Genomic DNA, 26,270 nt, shown 5'->3' with positions numbered 1-26,270 from the left:
ATTCATGAAAAATCTTGTATTTTTGATTTCATTCAGTTTTTTTGCAACTACACTTATTGCTGAAAATTCTGATCCCTTAGAAAAGATTTCTATTTTTGGAAAAGTAATTGATAATGAAACTAAACTACCATTAGAATATGCAACAATTGTTGTTAAATCATTAGAAGGTGAAATTGTAACAGGTGGAATTACTGACAATAATGGTTCATTTGATATTTTAATTTCAAGAGGAACTTATAATATATCAGTAGAATTTATTTCATTTAAAACGTATACATTTAGAAATAAAGAGATAACTAAAACAACTGATTTGGGGGTAATTTCTTTAGAAATTGATGCACAAGCTCTTGATGAAGTTGAAATTATTGCCGAAAAAAGTACTGTAGAAATTCGTTTAGACAAAAAAATATACAATGTTGGTAAGGATATGACCGTAAAAGGAGGAACAGCATCAGATGTTTTAGACAATGTACCATCGGTTTCGGTTGACGTTGAAGGGAATGTAAGTTTAAGAGGAAATGAAAACGTAAGAATACTTGTTAATGGCAAACCTTCCGGATTAGTTGGTTTAAGTGGTACAGATGCTTTACGTCAACTCCCTGCTGATGCTATAGAAAAAGTTGAAGTAATTACCAGTCCGTCCGCCAGATATGATGCAGAAGGAACCGCTGGAATTTTAAATATAATATTGAGAAAAGGAAAAGCACTTGGATTTAATGGTACGTTTACTTTATCGGCCGGAAATCCCGATAATTTAGGAGTATCGACCAACTTAAACTATAGAACTAAAAAGGTCAACTTTTTCACCAATTTAGGATACTCATATAGAAATTCTCCAGGGAATTCATTTTCAAAAGTTACATATTTTGACGACTTTGGAAATACTTTAAATTACAGAAATGAAGAAATTGAATACAAACGCGAAAATAAAGGCTTAAATACTCGCTTTGGATTAGAATATTTCTTAACTGATAAAAGCTCATTAACAGGTTCTGTGTTATATAGAAAATCTAATGGTGATGATTTAGCCACAAATTCAATTACAGAATTAGGAGTAACTAAAAATCTACTTATTGCCAGTTCAAGACTTGAATCTGAAAGTGAAGATGACAAAACAATTGAGTACAACCTAAATTTTACAAAAGATTTTAATACTTCCGGACATAAATTAACATTGGATTTACAATATGGAAAAAGTAATGAAGATAATTTCACTTATATAACAGATAAAGACACGTTTCCATCATTGATTGAAAATGCCCCTGAACGTAATATAACTGATGAATCTGATACTGGATTTCAATTTAAAGGTGATTATACGTTGCCATTAGGAGAAACAGCACAATTTGAATTAGGATTTAATATTGTAATGGATAAATTAAATTCTGATTATTTAGTTGAAGAATTTGAAAATAATCAATATATAAACAATACTAATTTTTCAAACACATTAGAATTTGAGCAAAATATTTATGCTTTTTACAGTCAATACGGTAAAAAAATTAATAAATTTTCATATTTATTAGGTCTTAGATCAGAAACCACAGACCGACGAATTAATTTAATTCAAACAAATGAAGTTTATAATAAAAAATTTACTGAATTATTCCCAACAGTAAATTTAGGCTTAGAGTTAAACGATACTGAAAGTTTTACTTTAGGATATAGTAGAAGGCTTAGAAGACCACGTCATTGGTTTTTAAATCCTTTTGAGTCAAGAACTAGTGAAACTTACGTTAGAAAGGGAAATGTAAATTTAGACCCAACATATACAAATTCATTTGATTTGGGATACTTAAAGAGATGGGAGAAGTTAACATTTAATTCGTCAATTTATTTTCAACATGCCATAAATAATATTGAATTTATACAAATTGATGAATTAAGGTTAGTAGACAACGTTGAAACACTTGTAATTGTTAGAAGCCCTGTAAATTTAAGTCAACAAGATCGCTATGGTTTTGAATTTACGGCTAATTACAATCCGTTTAAATGGTGGAAACTTACCAACAGTTTTAATTTTTTTGAATCTATTACTGATGGAGAATATGATAATATAAATTACGATATAAAGAATGTAAGTTGGTTTACTCGATTGGATTCTAGAATTACTTTACCAGGCGGTATAGATTGGCAGACTAAAGCAATGTATATGGCTCCCAGCGAAGGAGCTCAATCTAAAAGAAAAGCAATAATCAGCGTTGATTTGGCTTTTAGCAAAGATATTTTAAATGAAAAAGGAACTTTATCTCTAAGGGTTAGCGATTTATTAAATTCCCGTAAAAGAAAATCTACAAGTTATTCACCAACAACAATTTCAGAAGGTGAATTTCAATGGCGTCAACGACAAATTATGCTGAATTTTACATATAGATTAAATCAGAAAAAACAACGTCAAAGACAAGGTGGTAATTATAACGGTGGTGATGAAGAAATGTTTAAAGCATAAAACCAAAAAAGGGCAACTAAATAGTTGCCCTTTTTTTTATATTATATAATCTAATTATTTTTTTGGTACTGCTCTACCTTCTTTTCTGTATTTCCAAGCTTCTCTAAAATACCCAACTAACCAGTAAGGAATTACAAATGTTATTAGGAAAATCATTAACCAAAATCCCATTGTGAAAACTGTTAAGAATACTAAAAATCCTGAAAATTGTGATAAATCCATAACTAATAAAGGTTGTTTTAACTTTTTACAAAAATAATATTTATTTTCTATTTATGGTACAACTTTTTATTTTTTTTTAGATGATATTTCTCATTTAATAGTTTAGAAAAAAGACACCTAGCAAAATTCTTTGTTTTATTTAAAATTTAAGTACTATTTTTTACTAACTATTTAAATTCTGCAAAGAAATCATTCCCTTTATCATCAACTAATAAGAATGCTGGAAAATCTTCAATTCTAATTTTACGAACAGCTTCCATTCCTAATTCTGGAAAGTCAATAACTTCTACAGATTTTATACTGTTTTTAGCTAAAATAGCCGCAGGTCCACCAATAGAACCAAGGTAAAAACCTCCATTTGCTTTACAAGCATCGGTTACTTGTTGAGAGCGATTTCCTTTTGCAACCATTACCATACTTCCTCCTGCTTTTTGAAATTCATTTACATAAGGATCCATACGACCAGCTGTTGTTGGTCCAAAACTACCAGAAGCCATTCCTTTAGGTGTTTTTGCAGGTCCTGCATAATAAACTGGATGGTCTTTAAAATATTGAGGCATTGCTTCTCCGTTGGCTAACATCTCACTAATTCTTGCATGTGCCATATCACGAGCTACAATTAAAGTTCCTCTTAAGCTGAAACGTGTTTTTACTGGATATTTTGAAAGCTCCTCACGAATTTTTTCCATTGGTTGATCTAAATCCAACTCAATTGCATCCTTTAAGTGCGGTGCTTCTTTTGGCAAGAATTGTTTTGGATTTTTTTCTAGTTCTTCAAGAAAAATACCTTCTTCAGTAATTTTACCTTTTACATTACGGTCGGCACTACAACTAACACCCAATCCTACTGGACAAGATGCCGCGTGACGAGGCAAACGAATAACACGTACATCGTGCACAAAATATTTTCCACCAAACTGAGCTCCTACTCCACTTTCTTGGCAAATCTTCGTAATTTTTTCTTCCCATTCAAGGTCACGGAAAGCTTGACCACCATCGTTTCCTTCTGTTGGTAAATGATCTAAATAACCCGCAGATGCCTTCTTTACTGTTGCTAAGTTAGCTTCAGCAGAAGTTCCACCAACTACAAACGCTAAATGGTAAGGAGGACAAGCTGAAGTTCCTAAATCCATAATATGTTTCTTCACAAAGCTGGTTAAGTTTTCTTCTGTCAACAATGACTTGGTCATTTGATACAGGTACGTTTTATTAGCTGAACCTCCACCCTTTGTTATAAATAAAAATTCGTATTTATTACCCGTTGCTGCATAAATATCTATTTGAGCAGGAAGATTATTCCCCGAGTTTTTTTCTTCTAACATTGTTTGAGGAACAATTTGAGAAAAACGAAGATTATCATTTTCGTAGGTATTATACACTCCTTTTGAAATGCATTCAGCATCAACTACACCAGTGTATACATCTTCTCCTTTTTTTCCAACACAAATTGCGGTTCCGGTATCTTGGCAAGTTGGTAATTCACCAGCTGCTGCTACCATTTGATTTAACAACATTGTATAAGCAACAAAACGGTCATTATCTGTAGCTTCTGGATCTTTAAGAATTGTCTCTAATTTTTTTAAATGAGAAGCACGTAGATAAAAAGACACATCATGATATGCTGCTTGTGAAAGCAACTCAAGACCTTCAGGTGCAACTTTTAAAATTTTTCGTCCATCAAAATCCACGACAGAAACGTGGTCTTTAGTTAACAAACGATACTTTGTAGTGTCCTTTGTAATAGGAAACGGCTTTTGGTATATAAATTCAGACATCTTATATAATTTTTTGTAACTTTATTTTTATTCACACAAATATACAATGGAATAAGAAAATAGTAGGTAAAATAAAGGTATTTTATCCTTTTTAATTTACAAGAAAATTATATAATTACTCGTTGGGTTTAATTATTAAAAACGTCAGTTCGAGTTTTTTTGTGTAGTGAAACGGAACAAAAAAAGTATCGAGAATCATTTTTAATGATAATTTTTCTATTCTCGATAAGATTTTCTATTGAAAATCACTCGAACTGACGAAAAATCATCCTCAAAAATTAATGCATATATTTAAAATTAACAAACACAGCTTTTATGAAATATAGAATAGAAAAAGACACCATGGGAAAAGTTGAAGTTCCTGCAGCCAACTATTGGGGAGCTCAAACTGAACGTTCAAGAAATAATTTCAAAATTGGTCCATCCGGATCAATGCCATTAGAAATTGTTTATGGATTTGCTTATCTTAAAAAAGCTGCTGCACATGCAAATTGCAACTTAGGAGTTTTATCTGAGGGAAAAAGAGATTTAATTTCTGCTGTTTGTGAGGAGATATTAGAAGGAAAACATGACGATCAATTTCCGTTAGTAATTTGGCAAACAGGTTCAGGAACTCAAAGCAATATGAACTGTAATGAAGTTATTGCAAACAGAGCACATGAAATTGCTGGAAATGTTATTGGCGAAGGAGAAAAAACGATTCAACCAAATGATGATGTTAATAAATCCCAATCAAGTAACGACACCTTCCCTACAGGGATGCATATTGCATGTTATAAAATGATTATTGACACAACAATTCCTGGAGTTGAGCAACTTAGAGACACACTTAAAACAAAATCTGAAGAATTTAAAGATGTGGTTAAAATTGGTAGAACTCACTTAATGGATGCTACTCCTTTAACAATTGGTCAGGAATTTTCTGGATATGTTTCTCAGTTAAACCACGGTTTAAAAGCATTAAGAAATACTTTACCTCATTTAGCAGAAATAGCATTAGGAGGAACCGCAGTTGGAACTGGATTAAATACACCAGCTGGATATGATGTTTTAGTTGCTGAAAAAATTGCTGAATTTACTGGATTACCTTTTATCACTGCCGAAAATAAATTTGAAGCTTTGGCTTCTCACGATGCAATTGTTGAAAGTCACGGAGCTTTAAAACAATTAGCCGTTTCATTAAACAAAATAGGAAATGATATTCGAATGATGGCTTCAGGACCTCGCTCAGGAATTGGTGAATTAATTATCCCGGCTAACGAGCCAGGAAGTTCAATTATGCCAGGTAAAGTGAACCCTACTCAGTCTGAAGCATTAACTATGGTTTGTGCTCAAGTAATGGGTAATGATGTTACTATTACAGTTGGAGGAACCCAAGGCCACTATGAACTAAATGTGTTTAAACCAGTAATGGCAGCTAACTTTTTACAATCTGCCCGTTTAATTGGTGACGCTTGCGCAAGTTTTAATGAAAATTGTGCTGTTGGAATTGAACCAAATTATTCTAGAATTACAGAATTAGTAAATAATTCGTTAATGTTAGTAACAGCTTTAAATACAAAAATCGGATATTATAAAGCTGCTGAAATTGCAAATACTGCTCATACAAATGGTACTACTTTAAAAGAAGAAGCTGTTAGATTAGGTTATGTTACACCTGAAGAATATGATGCTTGGGTAAAACCAGAAAACATGATTGGTTCATTAAAATAAGCTATCATTTTAATAAATTTATTAGAGGAGTCTAAAAGAAATTTTAAACCTATAAATATAAACGATAGATTGTATTATAAATTTAAATTATTATCCTGTTTTTATTTTCAATCAACCTACTACATTACTATTAATCAGCTTTTTATAAGGAACTAATTAGTCTTTTATTATTTTTTCCATTTATACTTAAAATCGTGTATTTTACTAATTTTAACCACCCATTTGTTAAAAAGAAAAATATTGATTCGGTATTTGACTTAAATTTATCCTGTTCCTACCCCGAGGATAAATAATGTTTAATCGAAAACCCCAAAATATAATTATAATTTTTATTGTAATATTTTCACTTATAAAAATAAATGCAAATACTATTTTAGAAATTGATAGTAATTTTGATAAAATTACAGTTAACAATTCAAATTTCAATTCCCTACTAGAGACTGCTTTAAATAATGATTTTAAAGCAGTAGTCAATACAAATTTCAATTCCCTACTTAAGACTGCTTTAAATAGTGATTTTAAAGCAGTTGATACAACTATTACATCTGGTCTTAGTAACAAGAAACTAAATCCATCAACCTTTATAAATAGCCACAATAAAACTCAAGCTGTTTATTGTGGGGCAGAAGAATATGATAACTCAATTAATTATTCAAAGGATGACACTGTTTTTTTTAACTGCATCATATGGAATCGCGGACCAGGAAAAGCATCAAGTGGTATTGACCCAGGAATTGATAATACCTGGATTTTTATTGATAATTGCTATGATTCATTAAGCGGATGTACAGAACCTAAACCCGTTTGTGGAATTGAACCATACAACAAATATTTACTTTATCATATTGATGGAACTAGAGTTTATTATGATTGTAAAATTTGGTACTCAGCTGGTTATATGGATCAAACAGTAGAAACTCCAATAGTACCAGGTACAACTTCTTCGTGGCAATATGAATCTGACTGTAACGAAAGTACTGAATGTACCGAACCAGATTACGGATATTGTGGAGCTCAAATGTATAATGAATATAATATTTATTCAATTTATGATACTCTTGTATATTATAATAATAAATTATATCAAAATAGTTCTTACATTGGAGCAGGCCAGTTACCTGGAACAGATGCTAAATGGGTTTATCAAGGAGAATGTATCGATCCTACCGCTACTGGTAGAACTTTAAGTAATGATGATGAAGCTTTAAAAGCCAATATTCTATTATATTATAATAATTATAAATTATATTACGATTTTACAAAATTAAACGGTACTTCAAAAATAATTTGTTATGATACAAAAGGGAGTTTAATTTTCTCTAAGGAAGTATCTAATTCAAAAAACGAAATAATTTTCCCTACTTTACAACAAGGCTTATATATTATTAGAGTTATTAATGATTCTAAAATGACCTTTAAAAGAATAATAGTATTATAGTTTCAAAAACTATAATACTATTATTCTTTACAATTTTTAATTTATTAATTGATAAGATTGTTTGGCTATTTCTACTTCTTCATTTGTAGGAATAACTAATATTTTTACTTTTGAAGTATCGCTATGAATTTCTTCTATTTTTCTGGCTTTCATTTTATTTTTTTCAACGTCAATATCAATTCCAAAGAATTCCATATTTTCACAAACCATCCTACGCATTGGAATAGAGTTTTCTCCAACACCAGCCGTAAATACTATCACATCAACTCCATTTAAAATAGCCATATAACTACCTAAATATTTTTTAATTCTATAAGCAGCCATATCTAATGCTAACTGGCATTTCTCATCCCCATTTTCTGCTTCAGCCTCAATATCTCTATAATCGGATAAGCCATCGGTTAAACCAACCATACCACTTTCTTTTTGAAGCATATTGTTAACCTCTTCTAATTTATACCCTAAATTATTAACTAAATGAAATATGATAGATTGATCTATATCTCCACTTCTACCACCCATTATTAAACCTGCAACAGGCCCAAATCCTAATGAAGTATCAACACTTTTACCATCCTTAATAGCTGTTATACTGCAACCACCACCTAAATGTATTGTAATAATTTTCTTGCTTTTTTCTTTTCCTACATACTCAATAGCTTGTTCTGCAACATACTTATGGCTTGTACCATGAAATCCATATCTACGAATATTATGCTCTTCTAAAAACTTATTTGGAATTGCATATTTATAAGCTTCAATAGGCATAGTTTGATGGAAAGCTGTATCAAAAACTGCTATTTGTTTTGCATTAGGAAAAATTTCTTCAGCTACTATAATTCCCTCATAATTAGCTGGATTATGTAATGGAGCTAAGGAAAATAAATCTTTAATTTTTTCTTTTACCTCTTCATTTATTATAACTGTTTTTGAAAAATCACTCCCTCCGTGTACCACTCTATGCCCTACAGCTCCAATTTCAGAAGTAGATTTAATTACCCCTAATTTATCATCTAATAAGAACTTAACCACTTTTTCTAAACCAGTCTTATGATCGCTAATTCTACAAACCCTTTCAATTTTATCATCTTTCGACTCGTATTTAACTTTTGGATTTTTTAATCCAATTCGTTCAACTATTCCTGAACAAATTACCTCTTCGGAAGGCATATTAAATAACTGATATTTAATTGAAGAACTTCCTGAATTTATAACTAATATTTTCATTTTTAAACTTTAATTTTTAGTGGAATATCTGCAGTTCGATTTTATTATTATCTTTTAAAATAAAATTTGAATGCTTTTTACATCTATATTCCTTGTGCTTGTATGGCAGTTAATATTACTGTATTAAATATATCATCTATTGTACAACCTCTACTTAAATCGTTTACTGGCTTATTTAAACCTTGTAACATTGGTCCAATAGCCAATGCTCCCGTTTCACGTTGTACTGCTTTATAAGTATTGTTTCCTGTATTTAAATCAGGGAAAATTAAAACATTTGCTTGGCCGGCTACTTCAGATTCTGGCAATTTACTTCTACCAATTGTAATATCAACAGCAGCATCATATTGAATAGGGCCTTCTACTTTTAAATCTGGTCTTTTTTCTTTAATAATTTCTGTTGCTTTTCTCACAATATCAACATCAGCTCCTTTTCCAGAAGCTCCTGAAGAGTATGAAAGCATTGCAATTTTTGGATCCATTCCAAAATTAATACTAGAATCTGCTGAAGAAATAGCAATTTCTGCTAATTGCTCAGAATTTGGATTTGGATTAATTGCACAATCTCCAAAAACGGACACTCTATCTTCTAAACACATAAAAAATATGGAAGAAACTACAGATACTCCCGGCTTGGTTTTTATAAATTGTAACGCTGGTAATATAGTATGTTGGGTAGTATGAGCAGCACCTGAAACCATTCCATCTGCTAACCCTTTATGCACCATCATAGTTCCAAAATAAGAAACATCACCCATTAAATCTTCGGCCATATCTATTGTCATACCTTTGGCCTTTCTTAATTCAAACAATGTATTTGCAAAATCCTTAAAATTTTCAGATTCGATTGGGTTTATAATATTTATTTTATTTAAATCAACTTTCAATCCTAGTCGCCCAATTTTATTTTCAATTTCATCTCTTTGACCTAAAATTGTTAAATCAACAATATCCGTTTCAATTAATTTAACAGCAGCACTAATAATTCTATCATCATTACCCTCTGGTAAAACAATATGTTTGCGATGTTGTTTTGCACGTTTTAATAAATTATACTGAAACATTCTAGGAGTTATACTCTCATTTTTAAATGTAACTAGCTTCTCATTTAATTTATCAACTGCAACATATTTATCAAATGTATTTAATGATGTAATAATTTTTTCTTTATTTTCTGCATACATATGAGAACGAATTGCTCCAATTTTATTTGCAACTGCAAACGTTCCTTCTTTAACTGATAATATTGGTACAATTTGAGATAATCCATCTATTAACTTAATAATAGGCTTTTCTGGTTTTATTCCACCTGTAAGCACTATTCCAGAAATTTTTGGATAATTAGTTGAAATATTTGCTTGCAATGCCCCTAAAATAATATCTGCTCTATCACCAGGTGTGATAATTAAACAATTTTCACATAAATGCCCCAAATAATTTCTTAATTGCATGGCACCTACTATAAATTTTGAAGATTGATTATTTAGATGTTCTTTTCCAAATAAAACTTTAGCATCAATTGCTTTAGCAACTTCCTTTATTGTAGGATTGCTTAATGAAGTTATTAAAGGTATAACACTTACAAAAATATCTTTAGGTAAATTTTTCTCAATACCTTTTTTAGCAATTTCAATATTTTCTTCTTGAACTTTGTTAGCAATTACAGCTAATACTTCAACTTCTTTTTCTTTAAAAGAATCATAAGCTATATGAACTCCATTTACAAACTCATCTAACGTTTTACCAACTCCAGAAGAAACAATAATTGCAGGAATCCCTAAGTTTTTGGCAATTAAAATATTTGCATCCAACTCAATTGCAGTACCTTCTCCAGAAAAATCAGTACCCTCTACCAACATAAAGTCATTTTTTTCTTCTAAAGCCTTGTATTTTTCAATAATAGTGTCAAATATTTCACCCTCTTTTCCTTCATTCCTTTTATTAATAAATTCTTTTCGAGTAAAAGCAAAGGCTTCTTTTGGGTCTATATCTAATTTAAAATGAGATATTACAGTATTTATATGATTGTCTTTTTTACCTTTCTTGTTTCCATCAATAATTGGTCTAAAATATCCAACTTTAGCTGTTTGTCCTAATAACATTCTCATTAACCCTAATGCAACAATGGACTTACCGCTATTGGCTTCACTTGTTGCTATATAAATGGCTTTTTTCATTTTTTATATTTTTTTTGCAAATATAACCTAAACAACTTGTTCTGCCTTGGAAAACACCTTAAAATTTAGTGACTTTTGTCACCTTTATTTAAAAAATTATTCATTTATAAACCTCATAAAAATATCTGTATATTTGAAGATAATTTAATTAAAAAATGAAAATTTTAATCACCAATATACAAGAATTACTTCAAGTTGAAAAAACCCCAAAACTATTTGTTTCAGGAAAACAAATGAAAATTTTACCAACAATAAAAAATGCTTTTTTATTAATTGAAGATTCAATTATTATAGATTTTGGTGAAATGATTTTTTTAGAGGACCTTAAAGTTGATAAAAGAATTGATGCAAAAAGAAAAATAATACTTCCTACTTGGTGCGATAGTCACACGCATATAGTTTATGCTGGGCATCGTGAACAAGAATTTATTGATAAAATAAATGGGCTTACTTATGAAGAAATAGCTAATAAAGGTGGAGGAATTTTAAATTCAGCCAAAGAACTACAAAACACCTCAGAAGATGAATTATATAATCAGTCTTCTAAGCGTATTGAAGAAGTTATGAAGCTTGGCACCGGAGCTGTTGAAATTAAATCTGGATATGGTTTAACAAAAAAAGCTGAATTAAAAATGTTGCGCGTTATTAAAAGGTTAGATAAAAACTATCCAATTACAATTAAATCCACGTTTTTAGGAGCACATGCCTTACCAACCGAGTTTAAAAATAATAAAAAAGCATATTTGGACTTAGTTATCAATGAAATTTTACCAATAGTTGCAAAAGAAAAATTAGCTGAGTTTATAGATATTTTCTGTGAAACAGGTTATTTTTCTGTTGAAGATACCGAGCGAATACTTAAAGCAGGGAATAAATTTGGCTTAATTCCTAAAATTCATGTAAATCAGTTTACAGCAATTGGTGGCATACAAGCAGTAATTAAATATAACGCCCTTTCTGTAGATCATTTAGAAGAAATGAGAGCAATAGATATAGAATGTTTAAAAGGAACTAAAACAATGCCTGTAGCACTTCCATCTTGTTCCTACTTTTTAAGTATTCCTTATACTCCTGCAAGAAAAATGATTGATGCAGGATTACCTTTAGCTTTAGCAACAGATTACAATCCTGGCTCAACACCATCTGGAAATATGAATTTTGTGGTATCAACTGCTTGTATTAAAATGAAAATGACACCAGAAGAAGCTATAAATGCTGCAACAATTAATGGTGCTTACGCAATGAATTTACACAAAACACATGGAACTATTTGTATTGGAAAAAAAGCTAATTTTATAATTACAAAAGAAATACCTAGTTACAACTTTATCCCTTACTCATTTGGCAATCATCAAATTGACAAGGTTTTTATTGAAGGTAAAGAAATTTAAGATTTTTTCTTATTAAATAGTTTTTTAAAAAAAGATTGGTTTTCAACCTCTGTATAACCATTTGAATATTTTCCATAGCCGTAGCCATATCCATAGCCGTAACCATATCCATATTTAGTTTTTATTTTAAAGTCATTTAAAACAATACTAATTTTTGATACTTCTTCCTTTTTGTACTTCTCATTTATCATTCTAAGCATCCCTTTTTGAGTATATCCTTGTCTTAAAACATAAATGGTTGAATCGGCATATTTTAATAATTCAAGTGCATCACTTACAAGTCCTATAGGAGGTGTATCTAATATTATATAGTCATAATCCTTTTTTAATGTATTAATTAATTCTTCTGTCGCTGAACTTATTAATAATTCTGAAGGATTTGGTGGAACAGGACCGGCAGTAATAACATCTAAGTTCGGGATTTTAGATTTCTGAATAATATTAGGAAGGTTTTCTTCAGCAATTAAATAATTAACCACACCCTTTTCGTTTGTTAATTCAAAATCCCCAAATATTTTTGGTTTTCTTAAATCTAACCCAACCAGAATTGTTTTTTTGCCTCCTAAAGCAAAAACAGTTGCCATATTTATTGAAATAAAGGTTTTCCCTTCTCCACTAACAGAAGAAGTTACTACAATTGTTTTAGATTTATCTTTTATGCTTCTATCAAACAAAAATTGAATATTTGACCGCAATGCCCTAAAGGATTCTGCAACAGTCGATTTTGGTTTTAAAAATACTGCCAAATTATTTATGGCTGAATTTTTACCTACAACTCCCAAAACTGGAATTGGTGTTAATCGCTCAATTTCTTCAGCAGTATGAATTTTATTATCAAATATTTCCATTGCAATAATTACAAACAATGGTAAAATAGCTCCTAATAATAAGGCTATCATATAATTAAAAGGCTTTCGTGGTAAAATGGTCCCTTGTCCTGTATCTTTAGCCGAATCCAACACTGTAATATCTGAAACACTTGCTGCAATAGCTATATCGGCTTCGTATCTCTTTTGCATTAAAAACACATAATTAGACTCTGTAAGACTATATTTACGTTGAAAATTTAATAACTTCTGCTCTTTATTTGGAAGTTTATTTAACTTGTAATTATAAGAATTTAATCGTTGTTTACTATTGTCTAAACTTATTAATGTAGCTTTTTTTAGAGATGATAAATTTTCAAGTAAAACATTTCTTGTGGTAATTATTTTTTCATTATTTAATTTTAATGATGGATGATTTGGAGTCACCTCATTTGAAAGTCTTTCATTTTCAATAGAGAGTTTTGTTAATTCTCCAACCATTCCAGAAATTGAAGCATCTTCTATATTTATAATTGCTGGTGCTGGAATTTTTGAATAATTATCATTCGTTTTAATATATGTTTCTAAATTTTCAAAATATTGAATTCTATCCTTAAATTGAATTTGTAATTTATCTAAACCTGTTGTTTGAGAAAATATCTCGCCTCCCTGAGCTGATAAATTATAAATAGAATTTTGTTGCTTAAAATTTTCTATGTTTTTTTCAATAATTTTTAAACTATCCGATGTGCTTTTAAACTGGGCATCAATAAATTCTTTTGTGCTTCTGGCATAATTGGTTTTTTGTTCCAATTCAACTTCAGCCAAAACCTTTACAGTTTTATTTAAATAATCAACAATTCTATTTTTATTAGAACCTGTTTGAGAAAGCTCTATTAACGAAGTTCCTGAAAGTCCTTTGGCTCTAACATTTTTATATCTGCCAGTAACATCATTAATTGAATTTAACTTTAAATAGAATGTTTCGTTTTCAATAATTTTTTTCCCGTTAACTCTAATTAATTGCGCCTTTAAAAATGGTAGATTTATATACTCATCAAACGAGAATTTTTTGGTAAAACTTAAAGATTCTGGGTGAAATTTATATACACTTTCATCTTTATAATTTATTAAATTATAATTGAGCTCAGGATCAAATTCAACCGACAAATTAAAACTGTCATCGTTAATAAATTCAATTTTAATTAAGCAATTTAGTAATTGATGTTGATTAGGTTGTAAAATAATTTCAAATGGAGTATACCCATATACATCTTCCTGTCTAAATCTTCCATCTTTTAGGTAATCCACATAAAAATCTAATTCTTTAACAACATTTTCATTATGTGATCTGGATGTTAATGCTTTTCGTATAGATTCAACTTTATCACTTACACCTCCCCAATTAAATGCAATATTGGTTCCTGTTGAAAATAATGGATTTTGTTTTTCTTTAACTTCAATTGTAGTAGATAAACCATATATTTTTTCAGCTGAAATATTAAAATAATATGCAATTGACAATGCTATTAATATTGCTAAAACAAACCATTTCCAATTGGATACTATTCTTAATAAATAATCTTTAATATCAGAAATATGCTCACTTGAATTTTCAATAAAATTAAATCTATTATCCATATTAAATATTATAAATTTTTAACTAGTAAAACTGAACTAACTAAAAATGATAAAATTGTTACAACTGTTGTAAATGACTGAAAACCTGTTGCGCCAGTACCCCAAGATTTCTGTTTTAATGGCGAAACATAAACAATATCATTTGGTTGCAAATAAAAGTTTTCTGATGTGAAAATGCTAATTTTTGTATAATCTAAATTATATTTTTTTACTCCATCAATAGATTTTCTAATTACTGTTACCTCTTCCCTATTTCCAAAAGGTGTTATTTCTCCAGCATTTGAAATTGCATCTATAATACTTACTTGATTTTGAGCTAAATTAATTGTTCCTGGAGAACCAACTTCTCCTGTAACAATAAGTTTAATTCCTGCTAATTTTACTGTAACAAAAATCAATTCAGGATTTTTAAAAAACTTCCCTAATTCAACTTCTATTTTCTCTCTAACTTCTTTTTCTGAATATCCCAAAACATTTACATCGCCTAAATAAGGCATTCTAATATTTCCATGTCTATCAATACTATAACCAGAAAAATACAAACCTTCTCCTTTATTCGAAGAGCTTTCATTTCCTCCACTGGTTTTAAACATTGAAACAATTTCAGGATTGTTAGCTTTAATATCTATATATAAAATATCATTAATTTGTAATCTGTAAGGCTCGTTATTTAATTTTTGAATTTCAGTTTCACTAATTGGTTCTCCTTGAAAATAAGTCATTTGTTTAGTTGAAATGCAGGACGAAAAAAAAAGTAAAATAATTAAGCACAAAAAAATATTCTTCATATAAAATAGGATTGCAGGTGACACAAATATAATTTTTAATAGCGGTTTAAAATAATTTTTCTGTTAATTTCGCATGAAACTACTTAATGCATGTTTTTTAAAATTAAATCATACTTTATTTTTTTAATTAAGTCAACCAATAAACATGGTATTCATTCACCTTTTGTTTACAATTTAGTTACTAAATGTTTTAATAAAAAAACGGCTGTTCATAAACTTCAATTACTTAATAGTATTAGAAATATTTTGTATAAAAATAATTATACTATAGAGGTAAATGATTTTGGCAACGGATCAAAAGTATTTAAAAGCAATATAAGAAAGATCTCTAAAATTGCCAAAATTGCAGGTATTTCAAAAAAAAGAGCCTCGTTATTAATTAGAGTGGTCGAATATTTTAACCCAACTACTATTTTAGAATTGGGTTGTTCTTTAGGATTAGGAACCTCTTCACTAAGTATTGGAAATCGGAATGCTAAAATAATTAGCCTTGAGGGATGTAAAAACACAGCCAAAATAGCTCAAGAAACCTTCAACTTTTTTAATCTATTAAATATTCAATTAATTATTGGTGAGTTTAATAATACGTTGCCACAAGTTTTATTAGAAAATAAATTTGATTTAATTTATTTTGATGGAAATCATCAAAAGGAAGCAACGCTGCAATATTTTAATGTTTGCTTAAATTCAGCTCATAATAATTCTGTATTTATTTTTGATGATATAAATTGGTCTAAAGAAATGCAAGAGGCTTGGATAGAAATTAAAAATCATCGAAGAGTTACTGTTACAATCGATACCTATTTTTGGGGATTTGTTTTTTTTAGAACAGAACAAGTAAAGCAACATTTTACAATTAGAGTTTAACATTATTAATTACTTTTATACAATGAAAATTTATACAAAAACTGGCGATAAGGGAAAAACATCTCTTTTTGGAGGTACAAGAGTTCCAAAACACCACATAAGAATTGAAGCTTACGGTACCGTAGATGAATTAAATTCTTACTTGGGTTTAATAAGAGATCAAAAAATTGATAAGCATTCAATTAAAACCATTCTTAAAATTCAAAATGAATTATTTACGCTAGGTGCAATGTTAGCTACTCCCCCAGAAAAAGAAATTCTGAAAAATGGGAGTGAAAGATTAAACATCAATAAAATAAATAAGGATTCAATTGCAATTTTAGAAAGTGAGATGGATCAAATGAATGAAACTTTACCTCCTATGACTAACTTTGTTTTACCTGGAGGACATACAACGGTGTCATTTTGTCATATTGCAAGATGTATTTGTAGAAGAGCTGAAAGAATATGCACACAGTTAAACGATGAGAGCCCTATAGACCCACAAATAATAATGTATTTAAATAGACTTTCTGACTATCTTTTTGTACTGGCACGAAAATTGACTATTGATAATCAAGCTCAAGAAATCCCTTGGATTCCTGAGAAAATTAAATAAGTTCATTTTATTATTGAAAAAAAGCAAGAAATAACTTGGATTTTTGAGTAAAAAAATTATTTTTGCAAAAAATATAATACAAAAAAAGTTATGTATTGGACACTAGAATTAGCATCATATTTATCAGATGCACCTTGGCCAGCAACAAAAGACGAGTTGATCGATTATGCAATTAGAACAGGAGCTCCTTTAGAAGTTGTAGAAAATCTTCAAGAAATTGAAGATGCAGATGAAAATTTTGAGTCAATTCTTGAAATTTGGCCAGACTATCCATCCGAAGATGATTATCTTTGGAATGAAGATGAATACTAAAAAATCAAAATTCAAAAAAGTCTCTAACGAGGCTTTTTTTTTGCTTTTATTTTAAGAATAAATTAAGTTTAATTTTAAGGTTTTTAAAATATAAATATTTTAAATTCGCATACAATTTAACATTAGAAAAAAACACGCCTGTTTTTTAGGCAAATTATATAATTTGACACAATAAATTATGAGTATATTAAATTCCGTTTTAAAGGTATTTGTTGGTGATAAGAAGAAAAGCGATTTAAAACTGCTTCAACCTGTTGTAAAAAAGGTTGCTGCCTTTGAGAGTGAAATTTCAAATTTATCAAATGACCAGTTAAGAGCTAAAACAACGTATTTTAAAGAAAAAATTTCGGAGGCTACAAAAGAATTCACCTCAAAAATTAACCAACTTCAAGAAGAAGCACACGAAGCAAATGTTGATAGAAAAGAAGAAATCTATACAGAGATAGATCAATTGGAAGATGATTCTTATGAGACTTCAGAAAAAGTTTTAAACGATATTATGCCTGAAGCATTTGCAGTTATTAAAGAGACTGCAAAACGTTTTACAGAAAATGAAGCAATTATTGTAACTGCAACTCCTTTTGATAGAGAACTTTCTGCAACAAAAAATAATATTACACTTGAAGATGATAAAGCTTTTTGGTCAAATACCTGGGATGCTCAAGGTAAAGAAGTGACTTGGGATATGATTCACTATGACGTTCAGTTAATTGGTGGTTCTGTTTTGCACCAAGGTAAAATTGCTGAAATGATGACTGGAGAAGGGAAAACATTGGTTTCTACCTTGCCTGTTTACTTAAATGCATTATCAGGAAAAGGTGTTCATGTTGTTACTGTAAATGATTACTTAGCAAAACGTGATGCTGCTTGGATGGCTCCTATTTTTGAGTTTCACGGTTTAAGTGTTGATTGTGTAGATCATCACCAACCAAATTCTGATGCCAGAAGAAAAGCTTATAACTCAGATATTACTTACGGTACAAATAACGAATTTGGTTTCGATTATTTACGTGATAATATGGCACACTCTCCAAATGATTTAGTACAGCGCCCTCATAATTACGCAATTGTAGATGAGGTGGATTCTGTATTAGTTGATGATGCCAGAACTCCATTAATTATTTCTGGTGCAACCGCAAATGCCGATCGCCATGAATTTAACGAGTTAAAACCAAGTGTAGATAAAATTGTTTCTATTCAACGTAATTACCTGACTGGTGTTTTAGCTGAAGTAAAAAAATTAATAAAAGAAGGTGATACTAAAGAAGGTGGTTTTTTATTACTCCGTGTGTATCGTGGTCTTCCAAAAAGTAAAGCTTTAATTAAATTTTTAAGTCAGGAAGGTATTAAGCAACTTTTGCAGAAAACCGAAAATACTTATATGCAAGACAACAATCGTGAAATGCCAAAAATTGACGAGGAATTGTATTTTGTGATTGATGAAAAAAATAACTCAATTGAGTTAACTGATAAAGGAATTTCTTTTTTATCTGGTGATGACGGTGATGAGAGTTTCTTTATTTTACCAGATTTAAGTACTGAAATTGGTCTAATTGACAGTAGTAACTTAAATCCCGAAGAAAACACTTCAAAAAAAGAAGAATTATTTAGAGAATTCAGTATTAAAAGTGAGCGTATTCATACAATGAATCAACTTTTAAAAGCATATACATTATTTGAAAAAGATGTTGAATATGTGATAATGGAAGATAAAATTAAAATTGTTGATGAGCAAACTGGTCGTATTATGGATGGTCGTCGTTATTCAGACGGGCTGCACCAAGCGATTGAAGCTAAAGAGAATGTAAAAATTGAAGCTGCAACTCAAACGTATGCAACTGTAACACTTCAAAATTACTTTAGAATGTACCGTAAACTTTCTGGTATGACGGGTACAGCAATTACGGAAGCTGGAGAATTTTGGGATATCTACAAGTTAGATGTTATTGAAATACCAACAAATGTTCCTTTAGTTCGTAAAGATAAAGAAGATTTAGTTTTTAAAACTAAAAGAGAAAAATACAATGCGGTTATTAATGAAATTGAAAATTTAGTAAATCAAGGCCGTCCTGTCTTAGTTGGTACAACATCTGTAGAAATTTCAGAATTGTTGGGTAGAATGCTATCAATTAGAAAAATAAACCACAATGTATTAAATGCAAAACTTCATAAAAAAGAAGCTGATATTGTTGCACAAGCTGGTCAGCCTGGTATTGTAACAATTGCAACTAATATGGCTGGTCGTGGTACCGATATTAAATTATCTGACGAAGTAAAAGCTGCCGGAGGTTTAGCAATTATTGGTACAGAACGTCATGATTCTCGTCGTGTTGACCGTCAGTTACGTGGTCGTGCTGGTCGTCAGGGAGATCCAGGATCTTCTCAATTCTATGTTTCTTTAGAAGATAACCTAATGCGTTTATTTGGATCGGAACGTATTGCTAAAATGATGGATAGAATGGGGCTTCAAGAAGGTGAAGTTATTCAGCATTCTATGATTACAAAATCTATTGAAAGAGCACAACGTAAAGTTGAAGAAAATAACTTTGGTGTTCGTAAACGATTACTTGAATATGATGATGTTATGAATTCTCAACGTGAAGTTGTTTACAAACGTCGTAGACACGCCTTATATGGCGAACGCTTGCAAGTTGATATTGTAAATATGGTTTATGACACCTGTAGTTCTTTAGTTAGAGAAAGCAAACTTTCAAACGATTACAGCAGTTTTGAATTTGAATTAATTCGTTTTTCATCAACAAGTTCACCTTTTGATGAAGAACAATTTAAAACACTTACTGAACAGGAATTAACTGATCAACTTTTTGATGTTGTTTATAAACACTATAAAGCAAAACTTGAAAGAAGTGCAAAAGCAGCTTTTCCAGTTATTAAAGATGTTTATGAAAATCAAGGTGATAAATACGAGAGAATTGTGGTTCCATTTACCGACGGAACAAAAGAATTAAAAGTTGTTACTAATTTAAAAGAAGCCTATGAAACTGAAGGTAGAGGTTTAGTTACAGATTTTGAAAAAAATATTACATTGGCAATAATAGATGATACGTGGAAAGATCATTTACGTCAAATGGATGAATTAAAACAATCGGTTCAAAATGCTACTTATGAGCAAAAAGATCCATTATTAATTTATAAATTTGAATCGTTTGAATTGTTTAATGGTATGTTGGATAAAGTAAATAAAGAAGTTTTGTCTTTCTTATTTAAAGGTGAATTACCATCACAAGATGCTAGTCAGGTTTCACAGGCCAGAGAACAACAACGAGAAAAAGTTAAATTAAGTAAAGAAGATTATAAAAATTCTTCTGAAGGAACACAAACAAATCAAACACAACAACCACAAGTTATTGAAACTATAGTACGTACTGAACGTAAAATAGGTAGAAATGAACATGTTACAATTAAAAATGTAATGAGTGGTGAAAATAAAAGTGTTAAATATAAGCAAGCTATCCCACTAATTCAAAAAGGAGATTGGGTAATTGTAGATGAATAAAATTCTAATTAAATTATAAAAAAAAGCCTCAAATATTATTTATTTGAGGCTTTTTTTATCTAAACTTCTCTATTTTTATCGTAAGGTATTTTTTTTAGAATATGATTTATTGCATCTACTCTAGCATAGGTTTTTCTATTTGCTCTTATTACATTAAAAGGAGAATTCCCTTCTTTTGCTTTTTCAAACATCTTACTTTTATATTCAGTATATACATCCCATAATTCCTGAGCTTTTTCATCAACCTCAGTCATTTTCCATTGTTTTAAAGGATTCTTTTTTATATCATCAAATCGTTTTTTTTGTTCTTTTTTCGAAATTGACATATATATTTTAACCAAACGAATACCTGATTCTGTAATCATCCGCTCAAAATCATTCACCTGACTCATAAAAATTTTGTATTCTTCTTCTGAACAAAACCCATTTACCGGCTCAACCACTGCTCTATTGTACCAACTTCTATCAAAAAATATGATTTCACCTGCTTTCGGAAATTGATTTACATATCTCTGAAAATACCATTGAGTACGTTCTTCAATAGTTGGTTTTGGTAAAGCCACAATTCTTAAATGACGAGGATTCATTCTTTCTGTAGCTCGCCTAATTGCACCACCTTTTCCAGCTGCGTCTCTACCTTCAAAAATTATAATTATCCGCTCATTTTCATCTATAGCCCAATGCTGCAACCTTATAAGTTCAACTTGAAGTTTTTTAATTTTCTTCTCATATTTCACATATCTAATAGCCTTTTCTAAATTATACGGTTCTTTAGATAATAATGCTGTCAACCCTTTATTAGAATTAAGAATAGCAACATCTTCTTCCTTTAACTTAAATTTCTCTTCCATAATTAATCCAATTGTTTTGCAGATCTATAATATCTCATAATAATATTAGGATCTGGTAGCACAGTTGTTAATGCTTCATCTTTTCCTTCATAATCAAATTGAGATAATACATATCGTATACTTTCTAAACGAGCTACTTTCTTATCATTTGCCTTTACCGTAATCCATGGACTGTAACTAGTATGTGTTTTGCTAAACATTTGTTCTTTGAAATGTGAATATTTATCCCATAATTCCTGTCCCATTCTATCCACTGGGCTAAATTTCCATCGTTTTAACGGTGTTTCTAAACGCGAATTAAAACGAGCTAGTTGCTCATTTTTAGATATTGAGAACCAAAATTTTATTAATACCATGTTATCTTCATATAACATATGCTCAAATTCTGGAACTTGAACCATAAAATTATCATACTGAGCCTCATTACAAAAACCCATAACAGGCTCAACAACTGCTCTATTATACCAACTTCGGTCAAAAAAAACAATTTCACCAGGGTTTGGTAATTCTTTAATATAACGTCTAAAATACCATTGACCTCTTTCTACTTCTGTAGGTTTTGTAAGGGCAACTAAACGTGTTGAACGTGGATTTAAATGTTCTGTAAATCTTCTAATGTTTCCGCCTTTTCCTGCAGCATCTCTTCCTTCAAAAATAATAGCAACGCGTTTGTTATTTTTTGAAACCCATTTTTGAAGTTTTACAAGTTCAATTTGAAGTTTCTTCAATTCGCTCTCATAAAAAATTTTATTCATAGGTTTATCTATTGGAATATTTTTTTCTCTTATAATTTCTAAAAGTTCCTTATTTGAAGTCGCTTTCTCAAAATCTTCTATAGTTAATTTTGGATTTTCTCCCATCGTTATTCGGCCTTATCAACAGTTATACATTCAGCAGGATTATTAGAAATTTGCAGTTTCGCGTCTGATGGTGAAACATAAGGAATTCCTAATCCAAGCCCTCGCAAAATAAATAATAATCCGATAATAACAACAAAAACTGGTATTACTTTTTGAATTTTTGTTCTTAAAGATAAATTTACAAAATTTCCAAGCAAAATTGCACCTGTCATCAATGGAATTGTTCCCAATCCAAATAACATCATATACAATGATCCCATTAAAATACTTCCTGTTGAAATTGAGCCAATTAGAGCCATATAAACCAAACCACAAGGCAAAAACCCATTAAAAAATCCAATAGAAAATATTGCTTTATTTGATTTTTTACTTAAATAAGAACCTAGCTTTTGTTTTACTCGCCCAATAATTTTATATAAAGGTTTTGAAAAATTATATTTATTAAGAATAGAAATTGGTATTAAAACTGCAGCAATCATTATAACACCCATTAAAACAGACAAACGTTGTTGAAAACCAGCAAGATAGAGCCCCTTACCTATAAACCCGAAAAGTAATCCTATTAAAGAATAACTTATCAATCTTCCTAAATGATATAAAAAAGTTTGAAAAATTAATTTGGATTTTGAAGAGCGATCAACTGGCAGTACAAATGCAATTGGTCCACACATACCAATACAGTGAAAACTTCCTGCTAATCCCAAAACTAACGCAGTCCAAAGCATATTAATACATTAATTTCTCTTTAAATAAGTAAACATTTTCCTTAACAACCCATTCAATTTGTAAATCCCACCTACCTTTTAATAAGTTCTCATTTTTAATTAAAAAATCACTGCTTTCTAACTTAATAGGATGTTCAAAATCTATTTTACTATTTGATAATCTTTTAAAGGATATTTTTCCAGAAATTTCTTTTGGATTAAATTCTTTTGGAAATGAAATTAACAAACCTTCACTAACTTTAGCGACTATAACGTTCTCTTTTAAAGCAATACCTTTATTTTCTTTATCAATTTCTTTTTGATAGTTTAATTCATCTTTATAATATTCTTCAGATACCAAATGATGATCGTATTCTGGTAAAAAAGTTACTTTATATACAAATGATAAAATAAATATCATAAACGCAACAATGGATACAATAATAGCTGTTGGCCAACTTATTTTTAATTTCATCTACTTAATTTTTAATGGTCCAGTAAAATTGGTTGAAGTAGTTTCAATTAGCTTTCCTTTTGAGTAAACTCCAATTTTTAATTTTACTTTCGACGAATTTAAGTCTTTTTTATTAATTTCAATAAATAGAGTTCCTTCTTTTAAACCTTGTTTTGCTAAATCAATAGTACCACCTACTAAATCAATAGAGCCTTCGGGGGAAATTAATTTAATATCAATATCTTCAATATCCTCGGTAGTTTTGTTTATTAATTTAACTGTATACACATTTTTTATGGTGGTTTCAGTACTTTGAAATGTTTGACCAGGCAACCTTAAAATAGTTGCCTCAAGATCATTACGTAAAAACAACATTGTTACCAAAACACCAACCAAAATGGTTAAAATAATTGAATATGCAATTAGCCTTGCATTAAACTTAAATTTTTCCTTTTTTAAAATATTATCTTCTGAAGCATATCTAATTAAACCTCTATCAAATCCTGTTTTATCCATTATTTCATCACAGGCATCAATACATGCGGTACAATTAATACATTCTAATTGTGTTCCATTTCTTATATCAATTCCTGTAGGGCAAACATGAACACATTGTTTACAATCTATACAGTCTCCGTTCCCTAATTCATCTCTATTTTCATCCTTTCTTAACTTTTTTCTGCCATTATCACCTTCACCTCTTACGAAATCATAAGCTACATTTATAGATTTATTATCTAATAAAACACCTTGTAATCTTCCATAAGGACAAACAATAATGCAAACTTGCTCTCTAAACCATGCAAAAACAAAATAGAAAACTCCAGTAAAAATTAAAAGGTAAAAAAGCATATTTATATGCTCTAATGGCCCATCAATTATATACCCTAAAACTTGATCTGAGCCAATTATATAAGCTAAAAAAACGTTTGAAATTATAAAAGAAATTATAAAAAACACAAACCACTTTAATAATCGTTTTCTGATTTTTTCAGCATCCCAATTTTGTTTTTCTAATTTAATTTGCTTTGATCTATCTCCTTCTATCAAATACTCTATTTTTCTAAAAACCATTTCCATAAAAATAGTTTGAGGACACATCCAACCACAAAATATTCTCCCAAAAACAACTGTAAATAATATAACAAATACGACACTTACAAGCATTGAAATTACTAATAAATGAAAATCTTGTGGCCAAAAAGGAAATCCGAAAATATGAAATTTTCTTTCTATAACATTAAATAGCAAAAATTGGTTTCCTTTAATTTTAATAAAAGGTGCTGCTATTAAAATTATTAAAAGAATCCAACTCACTAAAGTTCTATAATTATAAAACTTTCCTTTTGGCTTTTTAGGAAAAATAAAATTACGCTTCCCACTTTTATCAATTGTCGCAATAGAATCTCTAAATTTTTCTTCGGGTGCTTTTTCCATATTTTTTTAAATATGATTTGAATTTTTTATTTCAAATTTATTATTAATTAAATAACAAACCTGAAACAATTGTGGCAAAAAAAAAGGATTAATTAGTTGATTTAATTTTATAAATTATAAACCTACTACTTACTCCTCGCATTTACTACTAACTAAAAAAATCAAAAATATAACCCTCTTTCGAGGGTTATATTTTTATATACTATTCTTCGGGCCAAATAATATCTCCCTCGGCAGGTTTTGGAGTTGCGGGCTCTGTACCTTGCATTGAGATAATATAACTTGCCAATTGAATTCTTTCATCTCTACTAATGGTGCTTTCCCAAGCTATCATCCCTTTTCCTGGTCTTCCGCCTTTAGAAATAGTATTAAAAAGGCTTTTTACATCTCCTCCTAAAATCCATTTATTATCAGTTAAGTTTGGGCCAATACTTCCTCCTAAATCTGCTAAATGACAAGCTGTACAAGTTTTTGAAGTAAATAACTCTTTACCTTTTGCAATATCAGCAGCATCTGTTAACGCTACAATATTACTATCGTCAAATAATTGTGGATTAGCTTCTTTATAGGCTTCGACCTCTGCTTTCCCTTCTGCAACTGCCGTTTCATATTCCTTGGTTTGGCTATAATTTTCAGAATTATAAAATACTTGAAAGATATAAAATGCACTAATTGCTATGGTTATATAAAAACCATATAACCACCAAGGCGGTAGTACATTATCTAATTCTTTTATCCCATCATAATCATGATCCAACATTATGTCTTCCTCTGTTCCTAAATCGTGGGCTTTTGTCATGGATTTCATAAATTTTTTCCAACCCGATATGTTCTCTGAATTCTTATTCATGATGACTGTTTTCTTTAATATTAGTATCTTGATCTAAAGGTAACTGACTTACTTCTTCGATACTTTTTTTTGGTAGTTTATATACAAAAATAATCATTGTAATAAATACAGTAAAAAAAAGTAGTAGTGAAATTATAGGATAAATTTCAACTCCATCTATACCTTCTAAATTATGTTTAATAAATTTTAACAT

At 29.8% G+C, this 26,270-nt stretch carries 21 protein-coding genes; 8 read left to right on the top strand and 13 right to left on the bottom strand.

Going from position 1 to position 26,270, the window contains the following annotated elements:
• Positions 1-4 precede the first annotated feature (4 nt).
• On the top strand, positions 5-2,449 hold the full coding sequence (locus CHB63_RS02245; RefSeq protein ID WP_089376797.1) for an outer membrane beta-barrel protein: 2,445 nt from the start codon (positions 5-7) through the stop codon (positions 2,447-2,449).
• A 54-nt stretch (positions 2,450-2,503) separates the two neighbouring features.
• Here CHB63_RS02245 and CHB63_RS17085 read toward each other — a convergent pair whose 3' ends face one another.
• The gene (locus tag CHB63_RS17085) at positions 2,504-2,671 is read right to left on the bottom strand and encodes a hypothetical protein (RefSeq protein ID WP_089376796.1); all 168 of its coding nucleotides are present in this window, start codon (positions 2,669-2,671) and stop codon (positions 2,504-2,506) included.
• Positions 2,672-2,838: 167 nt separating this feature from the next.
• A complete protein-coding gene (locus CHB63_RS02235; RefSeq protein WP_089376795.1) occupies positions 2,839-4,446 on the bottom strand; it encodes a fumarate hydratase in 1,608 nt (535 codons plus the stop codon).
• A gap of 315 nt (positions 4,447-4,761) precedes the next feature.
• On the opposite strand from CHB63_RS02235, the gene fumC reads away from it, so the two are divergent.
• Both fumC and CHB63_RS02225 read left to right on the top strand, forming a co-directional pair.
• A complete protein-coding gene (gene fumC / locus CHB63_RS02230) occupies positions 4,762-6,159 on the top strand; it encodes a class II fumarate hydratase (protein ID WP_089376794.1) in 1,398 nt (465 codons plus the stop codon).
• 292 nt (positions 6,160-6,451) lie between these two features.
• Positions 6,452-7,597 carry a T9SS type A sorting domain-containing protein gene (locus CHB63_RS02225; RefSeq protein ID WP_089376793.1) on the top strand — a complete coding sequence of 382 codons (1,146 nt, stop codon included), beginning with the start codon at positions 6,452-6,454 and terminating at the stop codon, positions 7,595-7,597.
• Positions 7,598-7,633: 36 nt separating this feature from the next.
• On the opposite strand, the gene CHB63_RS02220 is transcribed toward CHB63_RS02225, so the two are convergent.
• Both CHB63_RS02220 and pta read right to left on the bottom strand, forming a co-directional pair.
• Positions 7,634-8,824, bottom strand: coding sequence for an acetate/propionate family kinase (locus tag CHB63_RS02220; protein ID WP_089376792.1), 1,191 nt, complete (start codon positions 8,822-8,824; stop codon positions 7,634-7,636).
• Positions 8,825-8,907: 83 nt separating this feature from the next.
• Positions 8,908-11,001, bottom strand: a complete 2,094-nt coding sequence (pta, locus tag CHB63_RS02215; RefSeq protein ID WP_089376791.1) for a phosphate acetyltransferase — start codon at positions 10,999-11,001, stop codon at positions 8,908-8,910.
• 155 nt (positions 11,002-11,156) lie between these two features.
• On the opposite strand from pta, the gene hutI reads away from it, so the two are divergent.
• Entirely contained in the window at positions 11,157-12,392 is a 1,236-nt protein-coding gene (hutI, locus tag CHB63_RS02210) for an imidazolonepropionase (protein ID WP_089376790.1), read from the top strand.
• Here the strand turns inward: hutI and CHB63_RS02205 are convergent.
• Both CHB63_RS02205 and CHB63_RS02200 read right to left on the bottom strand, forming a co-directional pair.
• The gene (locus tag CHB63_RS02205; RefSeq protein WP_089376789.1) at positions 12,389-14,839 is read right to left on the bottom strand and encodes an exopolysaccharide transport family protein; all 2,451 of its coding nucleotides are present in this window, start codon (positions 14,837-14,839) and stop codon (positions 12,389-12,391) included. The two genes, hutI and CHB63_RS02205, sit on opposite strands and share 4 nt — an antisense overlap.
• 8 nt (positions 14,840-14,847) lie before the next feature.
• The gene (locus tag CHB63_RS02200; protein ID WP_245856736.1) at positions 14,848-15,561 is read right to left on the bottom strand and encodes a polysaccharide biosynthesis/export family protein; all 714 of its coding nucleotides are present in this window, start codon (positions 15,559-15,561) and stop codon (positions 14,848-14,850) included.
• Positions 15,562-15,717: 156 nt separating this feature from the next.
• On the opposite strand from CHB63_RS02200, the gene CHB63_RS02195 reads away from it, so the two are divergent.
• The 4 genes from CHB63_RS02195 (at position 15,718) to secA (ending at position 20,921) form a co-directional block, all read left to right on the top strand.
• The gene (locus tag CHB63_RS02195) at positions 15,718-16,494 is read left to right on the top strand and encodes an O-methyltransferase (RefSeq protein ID WP_089376787.1); all 777 of its coding nucleotides are present in this window, start codon (positions 15,718-15,720) and stop codon (positions 16,492-16,494) included.
• 22 nt (positions 16,495-16,516) lie between these two features.
• Positions 16,517-17,092 carry a cob(I)yrinic acid a,c-diamide adenosyltransferase gene (locus CHB63_RS02190; RefSeq protein ID WP_089376786.1) on the top strand — a complete coding sequence of 192 codons (576 nt, stop codon included), beginning with the start codon at positions 16,517-16,519 and terminating at the stop codon, positions 17,090-17,092.
• A gap of 90 nt (positions 17,093-17,182) precedes the next feature.
• Positions 17,183-17,404 (top strand): DUF2795 domain-containing protein, encoded by a 222-nt coding sequence (locus CHB63_RS02185; RefSeq protein WP_089376785.1) that lies wholly within the window; start codon positions 17,183-17,185, stop codon positions 17,402-17,404.
• Positions 17,405-17,582: 178 nt separating this feature from the next.
• On the top strand, positions 17,583-20,921 hold the full coding sequence (gene secA, locus CHB63_RS02180; RefSeq protein WP_089376784.1) for a preprotein translocase subunit SecA: 3,339 nt from the start codon (positions 17,583-17,585) through the stop codon (positions 20,919-20,921).
• Between the two features lie 59 nt (positions 20,922-20,980).
• Here the strand turns inward: secA and ppk2 (CHB63_RS02175) are convergent, their stop codons facing one another.
• The 7 genes from ppk2 (CHB63_RS02175) to CHB63_RS02145 form a co-directional block, all read right to left on the bottom strand.
• Positions 20,981-21,772, bottom strand: a complete 792-nt coding sequence (gene ppk2, locus CHB63_RS02175) for a polyphosphate kinase 2 (protein WP_089376783.1) — start codon at positions 21,770-21,772, stop codon at positions 20,981-20,983.
• A 2-nt stretch (positions 21,773-21,774) separates the two neighbouring features.
• Positions 21,775-22,632 carry a polyphosphate kinase 2 gene (gene ppk2, locus CHB63_RS02170; protein WP_089376782.1) on the bottom strand — a complete coding sequence of 286 codons (858 nt, stop codon included), beginning with the start codon at positions 22,630-22,632 and terminating at the stop codon, positions 21,775-21,777.
• A 2-nt stretch (positions 22,633-22,634) separates the two neighbouring features.
• Entirely contained in the window at positions 22,635-23,357 is a 723-nt protein-coding gene (locus tag CHB63_RS02165; RefSeq protein ID WP_089376781.1) for a sulfite exporter TauE/SafE family protein, read from the bottom strand.
• Between the two features lies 1 nt (position 23,358).
• The gene (locus CHB63_RS02160; protein WP_089376780.1) at positions 23,359-23,811 is read right to left on the bottom strand and encodes a FixH family protein; all 453 of its coding nucleotides are present in this window, start codon (positions 23,809-23,811) and stop codon (positions 23,359-23,361) included.
• Positions 23,812-25,227 carry a cytochrome c oxidase accessory protein CcoG gene (ccoG, locus tag CHB63_RS02155; protein ID WP_089376779.1) on the bottom strand — a complete coding sequence of 472 codons (1,416 nt, stop codon included), beginning with the start codon at positions 25,225-25,227 and terminating at the stop codon, positions 23,812-23,814.
• Between the two features lie 202 nt (positions 25,228-25,429).
• Complete coding sequence (locus CHB63_RS02150) at positions 25,430-26,077, bottom strand: cbb3-type cytochrome c oxidase N-terminal domain-containing protein (RefSeq protein WP_089376778.1); 648 nt, start codon at positions 26,075-26,077, stop codon at positions 25,430-25,432.
• The gene (locus CHB63_RS02145; protein WP_089376777.1) at positions 26,070-26,270 is read right to left on the bottom strand and encodes a CcoQ/FixQ family Cbb3-type cytochrome c oxidase assembly chaperone; all 201 of its coding nucleotides are present in this window, start codon (positions 26,268-26,270) and stop codon (positions 26,070-26,072) included. The genes CHB63_RS02150 and CHB63_RS02145 overlap by 8 nt, the downstream gene beginning before the upstream one ends.

Origin of the sequence: Lutibacter flavus, assembly GCF_900188355.1 — a bacterium.
GTDB classification, from domain to species: domain Bacteria; phylum Bacteroidota; class Bacteroidia; order Flavobacteriales; family Flavobacteriaceae; genus Lutibacter; species Lutibacter flavus.
Note: the sequence above shows the minus strand (reverse complement) of the source record. Positions and strands in the feature narration are given on the sequence as shown.

What these genes read in the sequence shown, in the direction of transcription:
- CHB63_RS02195 (WP_089376787.1), top strand. Translation starts at nt 15,718, where the DNA reads ATGTTTTTTAAAATTAAATCATACTTTATTTTTTTAATTAAGTCAACC.
- ppk2 (WP_089376783.1), bottom strand. Translation starts at nt 21,772, where the DNA reads ATGGAAGAGAAATTTAAGTTAAAGGAAGAAGATGTTGCTATTCTTAAT.
- CHB63_RS02160 (WP_089376780.1), bottom strand. Translation starts at nt 23,811, where the DNA reads ATGAAATTAAAAATAAGTTGGCCAACAGCTATTATTGTATCCATTGTT.
- CHB63_RS02245 (WP_089376797.1), top strand. Translation starts at nt 5, where the DNA reads ATGAAAAATCTTGTATTTTTGATTTCATTCAGTTTTTTTGCAACTACA.
- CHB63_RS02145 (WP_089376777.1), bottom strand. Translation starts at nt 26,270, where the DNA reads ATGTTAAAATTTATTAAACATAATTTAGAAGGTATAGATGGAGTTGAA.
- CHB63_RS02225 (WP_089376793.1), top strand. Translation starts at nt 6,452, where the DNA reads ATGTTTAATCGAAAACCCCAAAATATAATTATAATTTTTATTGTAATA.
- CHB63_RS02165 (WP_089376781.1), bottom strand. Translation starts at nt 23,357, where the DNA reads ATGCTTTGGACTGCGTTAGTTTTGGGATTAGCAGGAAGTTTTCACTGT.
- CHB63_RS02190 (WP_089376786.1), top strand. Translation starts at nt 16,517, where the DNA reads ATGAAAATTTATACAAAAACTGGCGATAAGGGAAAAACATCTCTTTTT.
- CHB63_RS02200 (WP_245856736.1), bottom strand. Translation starts at nt 15,561, where the DNA reads ATGACTTATTTTCAAGGAGAACCAATTAGTGAAACTGAAATTCAAAAA.
- CHB63_RS02220 (WP_089376792.1), bottom strand. Translation starts at nt 8,824, where the DNA reads ATGAAAATATTAGTTATAAATTCAGGAAGTTCTTCAATTAAATATCAG.
- secA (WP_089376784.1), top strand. Translation starts at nt 17,583, where the DNA reads ATGAGTATATTAAATTCCGTTTTAAAGGTATTTGTTGGTGATAAGAAG.
- CHB63_RS02150 (WP_089376778.1), bottom strand. Translation starts at nt 26,077, where the DNA reads ATGAATAAGAATTCAGAGAACATATCGGGTTGGAAAAAATTTATGAAA.
- fumC (WP_089376794.1), top strand. Translation starts at nt 4,762, where the DNA reads ATGAAATATAGAATAGAAAAAGACACCATGGGAAAAGTTGAAGTTCCT.
- ccoG (WP_089376779.1), bottom strand. Translation starts at nt 25,227, where the DNA reads ATGGAAAAAGCACCCGAAGAAAAATTTAGAGATTCTATTGCGACAATT.
- CHB63_RS17085 (WP_089376796.1), bottom strand. Translation starts at nt 2,671, where the DNA reads ATGGATTTATCACAATTTTCAGGATTTTTAGTATTCTTAACAGTTTTC.
- hutI (WP_089376790.1), top strand. Translation starts at nt 11,157, where the DNA reads ATGAAAATTTTAATCACCAATATACAAGAATTACTTCAAGTTGAAAAA.
- CHB63_RS02205 (WP_089376789.1), bottom strand. Translation starts at nt 14,839, where the DNA reads ATGGATAATAGATTTAATTTTATTGAAAATTCAAGTGAGCATATTTCT.
- ppk2 (WP_089376782.1), bottom strand. Translation starts at nt 22,632, where the DNA reads ATGGGAGAAAATCCAAAATTAACTATAGAAGATTTTGAGAAAGCGACT.
- CHB63_RS02185 (WP_089376785.1), top strand. Translation starts at nt 17,183, where the DNA reads ATGTATTGGACACTAGAATTAGCATCATATTTATCAGATGCACCTTGG.
- pta (WP_089376791.1), bottom strand. Translation starts at nt 11,001, where the DNA reads ATGAAAAAAGCCATTTATATAGCAACAAGTGAAGCCAATAGCGGTAAG.
- CHB63_RS02235 (WP_089376795.1), bottom strand. Translation starts at nt 4,446, where the DNA reads ATGTCTGAATTTATATACCAAAAGCCGTTTCCTATTACAAAGGACACT.